The following is a 9,096-nucleotide window of genomic DNA, read 5'->3' as shown; positions in this document are numbered from 1 at the left end:
CAAGCTCGGCTAACCTGGCAGGTGGATCCCTGGGGATCCTGGCAGGTGCGCGGCGTTGTACAGGAGTTCCATTTGTGGATCGGCTGGCCAGACCTGCCATCCCCTGGGATGGATCCCGTCAAGCCCCGAGAGCCTCCTTGGCCGCATACATAACCTCTAGGGTGATCTCGGTCAGGCCACGCTCGCGGGCAAATTTTTCGGTGTTGCGTTTCACCTTGCCGCGCACAAAGCCGGGCACTTTGTTCAGCTCCGCCTGGGCTTCTCGCGTCCAGATGAGATCGGAATCGGCGCTCAGGCTCTTGTGGATCACTTCTTTGGTGTCGTGGCCGCCGAAGACCTCCAGCAGGTGATCCTCCATGCCCAGGGTAAAGGAGTTGTAGATTAGGTCCACAATTTGGTTGGCGCCCTCATACCCCAAAAAGGGCCGGTAGCCGATGGGAAAATCTTGCACGTGCATGGGCGCCGAGATTACCCCACAAGGGATCCGCAGCCGCTTGCCCACATGCCGCTCCATCTGGGTGCCGAAGATGGCGGCAGGCTCCACCTGGGCAATGGCATCGGCTACGCGGGTGTGATCTTCGGTCAGCAGCACCTGATCGCAATACCCGCCCACCTCTGCCTGGAACCACTCGCCATCGTAGGTGCAATAGCTGCCCGCCCAGACCACATGAACCCCCATCTCGCGGGCCAGGATCTTGGTGATGGCTGCCGCATGGGTGCAATCCCCAAAGACCACGGCTTTTTTGCCGGTCAGATTTTGGCAATCGATGGAGCGGGAGAACCAAGCCGCCTGGGAAACGTAGAGGGTCTGCTCCTGGATGTAGGGCTCGTAGTCCACCGGGATCCCTTGCTCGTTGAGAACCTGCTGGATCTGGCGGATGAAGCGGGCTGTTTCCACCACCCCCATGGGGGTGATCTCCACATAAGGTGTGCCAAACTGCTCCTGCAGGTAGCGAGCCGTCATCGGCCCCAGTTCCCGGTAGGGCACCACGTTAAACCAGGCCCGCCCCAGGTGCTTGAGATCGTGGACGCTGGCCCCCTGCGGGATCACCAAATTGAGCTCGATCCCCAGATCCTGGAGCAGCTTTTTCAACTCCCGCAGATCGTGGGCATGGTGAAAGCCCAGGCTGGAGATGCCGAGGATGTTGCAGGAAGGACGCTCCGTCCTCCGGGGCGGGCCGCTCAACTCCCCACTTTTGCGGGCTTTGTTGATATAGAACTCCACAATCTGGTGCAGGGTGCGCTCGGCGGCCTGCAACTCGTTGACCCGATAGTGGTTGACATCGGCCAGCAGCACGTCACAGCGGCTGGACAACTGCGCCTGCCGCACAAAGTGATGCAGATCCTCCTGCAAAATGCTGGAGGTGCAGGTGGGGGTAACCACAATGAGATCAGGCTGCTCCTCGCCGTCTTTGCGGACGATGTTGCGAATCACCTTCTCGTCCGATCCCCGCGCCAACACCTGCCGATCAACGACGCTGGTGGTTACCGGGGTAAAGTCCCGCTCCCGCTCCAGCATGGAACGCATCACGTTGAAATAGTCGTCCCCCAGGGGAGCGTGCATGATGCTGTGAACGTTTTTGAAAGAACTGGCCACCCGCAGCGTGCCGATGTGGGCGGGGCCAGCGTACATCCAATAGGCCAATTTCATGGACAGCCTCTCAAATGAAAACCGAGGCAAGAGCCGGGATCCCAATCCGCCGCCGACTTCTCACCCGCTGCAAATCTCTTCTGGCATTGTAGAACGCCCGGCAGCCGGGATCCCTTGGCCGTTATCCTCCGTAACTCCCGGCCACGGCGATTGTAAACATCATCGATCAAAAGCAAAACGGCCCTTTCAAGACAGCGACAATTACGGGGATCCCTCTACCCTGACTTCAAGGCCTGTTCCATGCTGGAAATAGGGGCAGCAGCCCTGGACTCCGCTTGGCAGCTTGCCGGCGAAGAACCCAATTTCCGTAGCTTTCGTTACAGATTAACTTTTGAATACAAAATGTGTACCTCTACAAACTTGAGCAGAGATTTTGGGTTACCCAGGCAAGTTTTTGGCCAGCCAAGGCAGACTGAGTCTGGAGAGAGGCTCTTCTGTTTCCCTGGATACAAACCTGGGCAAAGACCCGGGCAGAAGGGCGTGGCTGCTGGAGAAAGCGAACACCCTTTGAGGTGTTGAGGTGAAAGGCCATGGGCTCTACCACGATTTCTTGGCAACGTGATCGCAAAGCCCCTCAGGAGCAGATGGATTCCATGACTGTCACATATCTTAAGTCTGCGGCTTGCCTGCGCAACTGGCTGCAGGCGCCCTTGCAACCGATTCGAGCGGCAATTGACAGCATTGAAGTTCAGGATCCCCGCTTGGCCCACTTTTTGTGTCGGTGGATCCCGGCCCGCTGTCCTTTCGAGCGAGATGTGGTGTTGTTTGGCCACAAACTGATGCACATTCCACCGATGTGCAAGCTCAACCCCTTCTACGATCAAGTAGTAGGGCTGCGCTTCCGGGCTTTGTCGTTTTTGGCAGAACAGGGAGAAGACATCAGCCGCTACCTCTAGATCGACTTTCGGTTTGGATGATACTCCACATGTATTCACGGAACATAGATTGCTTCTTTTTTCATCAGTGGACGGAGTTTGGGGCGTAGAGCCTTGTCGGCCACAAGGTCGAGGGGGCATCCAAGTTTGTCTTCCAAGTAGAAGAGCAGATTGAAGTAACGCTTGGAGTCGACTTTACCAATGAATTTAACTAGGATATCGATGTCGCTGCCGGCTTGATCCTCGCCACGAGCAGTTGAGCCAAACAGGGCCAGTCACCGCACACGGCGGGTGTTTATTCTAGCTATCTTTAGGAAGTCGGGTTCAAGGGATCCCTGGCCGTCCAAAAGCCGTTGAGAAACTATGGCCACTTTAAACCAGATATAAGACACTCTCCAAGGGATCCTCGCCACTACCCAAGCGCTCTGCGCCGCCGGCGCGTTCGCGACAGTGTTGCGTAGCAATAACGATGTAACAAGCCGTAGTCTGGCCAGAGTGGATCCCGTCAGAGGGGGTTTCCAACTGGATGAAAACGGCGGCGTTGCTCCTGAAGTTAGGGTTAGCAGGGAGAATCGGAGAGACTACGCTTTAGTTTCTGTAAATTGTCAAGCAGTTGGGGCATGTCACTTTGGATGATACTCCACAAAACGTCGTTGTCTAGAGCAAGATAAGCATGAATGATACGGTTACGAGTGGCAATGAGTTGTCGCCAAGGAATATTTTCGTTCTGGTTACGGACTTCTGCAGGAATGTGAGTGGCTGCCTCACCAATCAACTCGATGTTTCTCAAGGTCGCATCATAGGTTCGGCGATCCCGTTCAAAGTCTTCTTGAGTGTACCCCTCTGTGTATTCAAGGACTCGCTTGGCAAATTCAATCATATCATCTAGGTAGAAACGCCATTCACGGGACATAGATTGCTTCTTTTTCTATCAATGGACGAAGTTCGGGGCGTAGAGCCTTGTCGGTCACAAGGTCTAGGGGGCATCCAAGTTTGTCTTCCAAGTAGAAGAGCAGACCGAAGTAACGCTTGGAGTCGGCTTTACCAATAAATTCAACTAGGATATCGATGTCGCTGCCGGCTTGATCCTCGCCACGAGCAGTTGAGCCAAACAGGGCCAGTCGCCGCACACCAAATTGCTTTTGAATCTCGGCAAATTGCTCGCCGAGCAATTGCAATACTTGTTGTTTCCTCATGGCTGGTCAGATTGGATCATTCACTTGTCAACTCTCCAAGTGGGAACACAGGTTGGCCGCTTGTTTTGATCTTCCAGGCTCACACAGGCAGGTGTTTATTCTAGCTATCTTTAGGAAGTCGGGTTCAAGGGATCCCTGGCCGTCCAAAAGCCGTTGAGAAACTATGGCCACTTTAAACCAGATATAAGACACTCTCCAAGGGATCCTCGCCACTACCCAAGCGCTCTGCGCCGCCGACGCATTCGCGACAGCGTTGCGTAGCAATAACGATGTAACAAACCGTAGTCTGGCCAGAGCGGATCCCGTCAGAAGCGGGTCTCGAACTCCAGGGAAAGGACGTTGTTGCCCTCGAGGTCGGTGGTGGCACGGGTGAGGGTTTGGTCGTTGAGGCGGTAGCGGGCGCTGTAGCGGGTGGGCTGAAAGGGATCCGTCAGGTTGCGCTGCACCGAGATGGAAGTAGCCGGCCCCAGATCGCGGGCCACCTCCAGCGCCAGGCCGACTGAGGAGCGTCTGGGGGCACGGGTATCGACCTGGGGAACGGGGCTGAGGCGAACCTCATCCAAGCCGAGGGTGTCCCGCAGCGTCTCCAACACATCGTTAAGCAAAGCCGTTCCCGCCAGCCCGGCCACCCCTGCTTCGGGGTTGAGTTGGGCCAAAGCTGTTCCCCCCAACAGGGCGACGATCTCTTGGGGGGAGCGGCTGGGGCTGCTGGAAAGGGTCAGAACGCCGTTGCGGGGATCCGCAGCCGCAAGCTGGCTGGCCCGCCCGTTGACGTTGGCAAAGATCTCGATGCTCTGCTGCGATCCCGGCAGGTTGCGGTTGGTGTCGAAGGGGGACAGATCCTGGGGAAAGCGATAGACCTCGAAGGCTTGGGTCACCAGGCGCAGGTTTAAGAAAGGATCGAAGGGGTTGTCCAGGTCAAAGGTGGCGGTGTTGGGGCGGGAGCGATCCAGGCGAAAGTTGGCAATGGGCAGGCTGACGCGGCCTCGCTCCAGGGCGATGGTGCCCGCCGGACGCAGGTCTTGGGGAGTGCCGAACAGGCGCAAGCTGCCGCTGGCGTGGAATTCAAACAGGTTGGGCCGCTGCACGCGGATCCCGGGCCCCAAAACCAGCTCCAGGCCGTTGAGCCGCGGCTGCCAAAAGGGATCCGCCTGAGTCGAGTCTGCGGGAGCTGCCGCCGCTTCCCCTTTTTCAGGGCGGGGGCTGGCATCTACGATCCCTTGGGAGACCTCCAGGCGCCCCTCGAGCAAAGGCCGCAGCAGCAGGCCGCCCACCACCACCTCCCCCTGCAGGCGGCCTGTGTAGAGGTTGGGCAGGGTGAGCTGGATCCCTTGCAGTTGCAGCGTTAGGGGTGGCGAGGTCTCGTCCATCTGCAGGGCGCCGCGGGAGTTGACGGGCAAAAAGCCGTTGGCCAAGAGGGATCCGCCCCCCAACTGGCCCTGCAGCTCCCGCACCTCCAATTGGTTGAGGTTAAAGAAAATTTGGCCGGTCAGGTCGGTGATGGGCTCCGGCAGGGCGGCCAACTTGAGGATCCCGGAGCTAAGGCTGAGGTTCCCCTGCAGGCTGGGCTCTCGCAAGCTGCCGCGGATGGCCAGCTCCAGTTGGCTTTGGCCCCCTTCCCAGCGCACCTGGTCGGTGAGGAGGTTGATCAGGCGCAGGCCGCCATTCTCGGCTTGCAGGGTGAGGTCGATCTGATCCGATGCGGCCCGCACCTCCGCAAAGGGCAGGGTGTAGGGCACCAGGCCGGAAAGGCGGATCGGCTCGTCGCCGTTGGCCAGCAGGGCGCCCTCCAGGCGCAGTTGACCCTGGTTGTAGTCAAATTGTCCCCCCACCTCCCGCAGCGGCACCTGGTTGATCTGGGCGTTGACCACCGTCAGGGAGCCGCGGGCCCGGGGATCCCGCAGGTTGCCTGCCAGTTCCACATCCAGGTTGAGATCTCCCTGCAGCTCCAGCTCGTCCGGCAGGAAGCGATCCAGCAAAGCCAGAGGAAATGCTTGGATTTGCAGGGATCCCGACTGTTCCTCCAGGCCCACCTTGCCAGAGAACAGGGCCTGGCGTTCGCCACTGCGCAACAGCAGCGGCTGCAGCACCACCGCCCCTTCGACCAGGCTGCCGCTGGCGGTGAGGCTCTCGATGCTGAACTCCTGGGCCTGCCAATTCTGGCCCTCGAGCTGAAAGCTGACGCTGGGCCGGTTGAGGTTGCCGACCAGGCTGACGCTGGCCTGAAATTCCCCCTGCAGGCTGGTGGGCGGCGGGATGCGGGGATCCATACGGCTGGCCAGGGCCCCCAGGTGGGCGGCCAGGATCTGGGCGTAGTACTCCAGTTGTTGCAGCAGCGGATAGCCGGGCAGGCCGACCGGCTCTGTCTCTAACACAGCGGCAGGGCCCAAAGGTGGCAGCCGAAAACCGCGGCTGGTGATATCGCTCCACTCCCGCCACTTGAAAGTAGAGACGATATCTTCCAAGCGGCCTTGACGGGTGCTGATCTGCAGGTCGATTTGGGGAATGGGGACTTCCGAGGTGGGATCCAAAGCAGCCTGGAGAGAGGTTGCCGGCAGCTCCAAAGTGCCGCTGGCGGTGTAGAGGCTCTCGAACAGCTCCAGTTGGGCTTGGGCAAGGGTCAGGCGAGCGGGGCGGGAGTCGTCGCTGGGGCGATAATCGAAATCCACTGAGAGGCCCTGCACCGCGAGATCGCCTAGCCGCAGCCCCTCGACCGCAGCTCGACCTCGAGCGGCGCCACTGGCCAGGTCAAGCGCCACCTCCCCATTGAGGGTTCCGCCCAGGCCAGCCCAGGGCCCGGCAGCCAACCCTCCCAGCAAAGCCAGCGGCAACTGGCTTGCCGTCACCTGCAGTTCATCTTGCTGGCGTTGGCCGCGCACTTCCGCCTCGCCCCGCCGCACCTGGAATTGCACAGGCCGAAACTGGGGATCCAACTGCAGCGCCAGCCGCTCCCGCGCCCCCACTAGCTCCACCGCCGTCCCCTGGGCAGACCAGCTAAAGGGCCCGGCCAAGTCGGCAAAGGCCACCTCCCCCACCTGCAAGCCGCGCAACTGCGCCTCGCCAGCCACCTGCAGGTTGTCCGGAGAGCCGCGGATCTGCCCGGATCCCTGCAGCACCCCCTGCAGCAGTGGCGGCAGGCCGGGCACTTCCGCCAGGGGGATCCCGTCAGCGGCAAAGCTCAGGTCCAGGGATCCCACCTGCAGCGTCTGGGGATCCACCGGGATCTCTCCCTCTACTCTGGCCAAGCGGGCGGTGTCGGCCAAGATCTCTGCCTGCTGGATACGCAAGCCAGATCCTTCCCAAGCTACCTGGCCGCGGATGCCGTCAACCCATTGCACTCCCCTCTCTCCCAAAGGCTGGGACAGGGCTAGCGACCCTTGCGCCCGCAACGCCGCCAGGAAACCCACCTCCGCCGCCTCCCCTGTGTCCACCTGCGCCATCAGCTCACCAGAGAGGGATCCCGGCCACTGCGGGTTAAAAAAGGCCAGCGGCAGATCCTGGGGAGCCACTTGGGCTTGGACTTGCCCTCCCGCCCACCGCCCCGCCACCTGGGCCCGGCCCCCGCCCAGCTCCAACACCGCCTGCGGCACCTGTACCGCCCACCCCTCGGCCTCGGGCAAGATCTGCAGCTGTCCTCTGCCGGCAATCTCTCCTCCTTGGGTTGTCCAGGTGGCCTCCACCTGGGGCCGGGATCCCGCCAGCGCCACCTGCACCTGGGCACTTACCGGCCCCAGCTCGCCCCGCCGCGGCAGGTTGAGGGCGTAGAGAGCCAGCACCTGCTCTACATCGGCCCCGGTGACCTGGAGATCGAACCGGCCTGCTAAGCCGGCAGCCCATTGCAGTTGTCCGGATCCCTGGATCCGCCCGCCGGCGGCCTTCAGGTCGATTTCCTCAAAGGCCAAGGTTTGATCGGCCAAGCGGAAGCCAAAAGCATATTCCGGCACCGGCAGGCGATCCACCCGCCCCGGCGAGATCCCTCGCAACTGCCCTTGGATCTGCGGCCCATTCAGCGGCCCGGTGACCCTCAGGGATCCCGCCACCACCCCTTCCGCCGGCAGCTCAACGTTGAAAGTCTCCTGGATCTGCTGCAGGCTGGCCGGGGCAATAGCGGCTTGCAGATCCAATCCCTCCTTGTCGCCGAAGACAATGGAGCCGTTGAGATCTTCAAAAGCAAGCTGGCCAAAACGACCGCTCACCCCCTGCAGTTCCAGCTCCTCTAGGGTAAAGCGAACGGAGCCCTTCACCTCTTCAAAAGGATGGGGCAACCTCTCCAGCCCCAGCCGCGCCTGCTGAACCTGGGCTTGCCCCGTCAACTCCCAAGGGCGTTCTCCTCCCCAGAGGACTTGCAGATCCAGACTGGCTTCCCCTTCCACCTCAGTCAAGGGCGCCGCCGGCAAGACGCTGGGCAGCAGCTCCAAAGGCAGGCGCCGAGCGGCCAGCGTCACCGAGCCAGAAGCCTGGGCGAAATCCGCCACCCCCCGGAGCTGCAGGGGGTAGCCCCCTTCCCCCTCCAGAGAGCGCAGCGCCGCCGAGAGCTGGAAACTGGCCCGACCCCCTCCCTCCTCCCCCGGCGGGGCACTCAGCCACACCTGCGCCTGGCCCTGCAACTGCTCAAACCGGCGCCGCTCTCCCACTAAGGGAATAGCCGTCAGGGATCCCCCCTGCAAACGGATGTTCAGCCCCTGCAAGGGCAGGGATCCCTCGCCTTCTGGCAGTTGAAACTGCACGTCTGCCCAGCCGCGATCCAGCGTCTCCATCAGCAGCAGTTGCGGCTGATTCAGGGTAATATTGAGCACCCACTCCCCCGTCTGCAGCCAGGTCCAGAAGTCGGGGCTGAGGTCGATGGAGCCGATGCTGGCCAGATGTTCGATGTGGCTTTCCCCTAGCCTCACCTGCCAAGGGGCTACAAACCTTACCTCCCCCAATTCCACCTGCCGGCGCATCGCCTGCGAGAGGGTAGCTTCCACCTGGGGCAGCACCCGATCTTGAAAGTAGGCCCCGATTCCCCAGGCAGCCCCAAAAGCGGCAGCCGTCAAGCCCAAACCCAGCCCCGCCCCCATCCAGGTGCCGGGGGGAAGGGAAAAGCGTCGCCGCTGCCCCTCTTGCTCCTGCCGATCCTCTCCCAACGCTCGCCCCTCAGGGATCCCAACCACCCCACTTGAGAAGCCCTGTCTGGCCCGCAGGCCGGCCTCCTTGGGGAACATCAAAAACTGCCCCCATCCTACCCAAGGACTCCCGCCTTGCCACGAGGGGCCAAAAAGCAGGGATCCCTGCCCCCAGCCGCAATCCCCTGCCCGCGGAAAAATACCGTCTCGCCAAGGGAGTAGGGATGCTAAGCTATCTCCACGCCCGAGATCGGGCCTCAACCCTCTGT

General features: G+C 61.2%; 6 protein-coding genes. 1 reads left to right on the top strand and 5 read right to left on the bottom strand.

Annotated elements, in window-relative coordinates; all coding sequences use genetic code 11:
• Positions 1 to 118: 118 nt before the first annotated feature.
• A complete protein-coding gene (bchB, locus tag NW848_RS16320) occupies positions 119 to 1,651 on the bottom strand; it encodes a ferredoxin:protochlorophyllide reductase (ATP-dependent) subunit B (RefSeq protein ID WP_099887224.1) in 1,533 nt (510 codons plus the stop codon).
• Between the two features lie 593 nt (positions 1,652 to 2,244).
• Between bchB and NW848_RS16315 the strand changes: the two genes are divergently transcribed.
• The gene (locus NW848_RS16315) at positions 2,245 to 2,547 is read left to right on the top strand and encodes a Mo-dependent nitrogenase C-terminal domain-containing protein (RefSeq protein ID WP_011429783.1); all 303 of its coding nucleotides are present in this window, start codon (positions 2,245 to 2,247) and stop codon (positions 2,545 to 2,547) included.
• Between the two features lie 35 nt (positions 2,548 to 2,582).
• On the opposite strand, the gene NW848_RS16310 is transcribed toward NW848_RS16315, so the two are convergent.
• The 4 genes from NW848_RS16310 to NW848_RS16295 all read right to left on the bottom strand — a co-directional run bounded on the left by NW848_RS16310 (position 2,583) and on the right by NW848_RS16295 (position 8,926).
• Entirely contained in the window at positions 2,583 to 2,795 is a 213-nt protein-coding gene (locus NW848_RS16310; protein WP_255322556.1) for a nucleotidyltransferase family protein, read from the bottom strand.
• Between the two features lie 290 nt (positions 2,796 to 3,085).
• Entirely contained in the window at positions 3,086 to 3,439 is a 354-nt protein-coding gene (locus tag NW848_RS16305) for a DUF86 domain-containing protein (protein WP_011429784.1), read from the bottom strand.
• On the bottom strand, positions 3,429 to 3,722 hold the full coding sequence (locus NW848_RS16300; protein ID WP_011429785.1) for a nucleotidyltransferase family protein: 294 nt from the start codon (positions 3,720 to 3,722) through the stop codon (positions 3,429 to 3,431). The genes NW848_RS16305 and NW848_RS16300 overlap by 11 nt, the downstream gene beginning before the upstream one ends.
• Positions 3,723 to 4,027: 305 nt before the next feature.
• Positions 4,028 to 8,926 (bottom strand): translocation/assembly module TamB domain-containing protein, encoded by a 4,899-nt coding sequence (locus NW848_RS16295; RefSeq protein WP_414508657.1) that lies wholly within the window; start codon positions 8,924 to 8,926, stop codon positions 4,028 to 4,030.
• Positions 8,927 to 9,096 lie beyond the last annotated feature (170 nt).

The sequence above is a fragment of the Synechococcus sp. RC10A2 genome, assembly GCF_047502605.1.
Note: the sequence above shows the minus strand (reverse complement) of the source record. Positions and strands in the feature narration are given on the sequence as shown.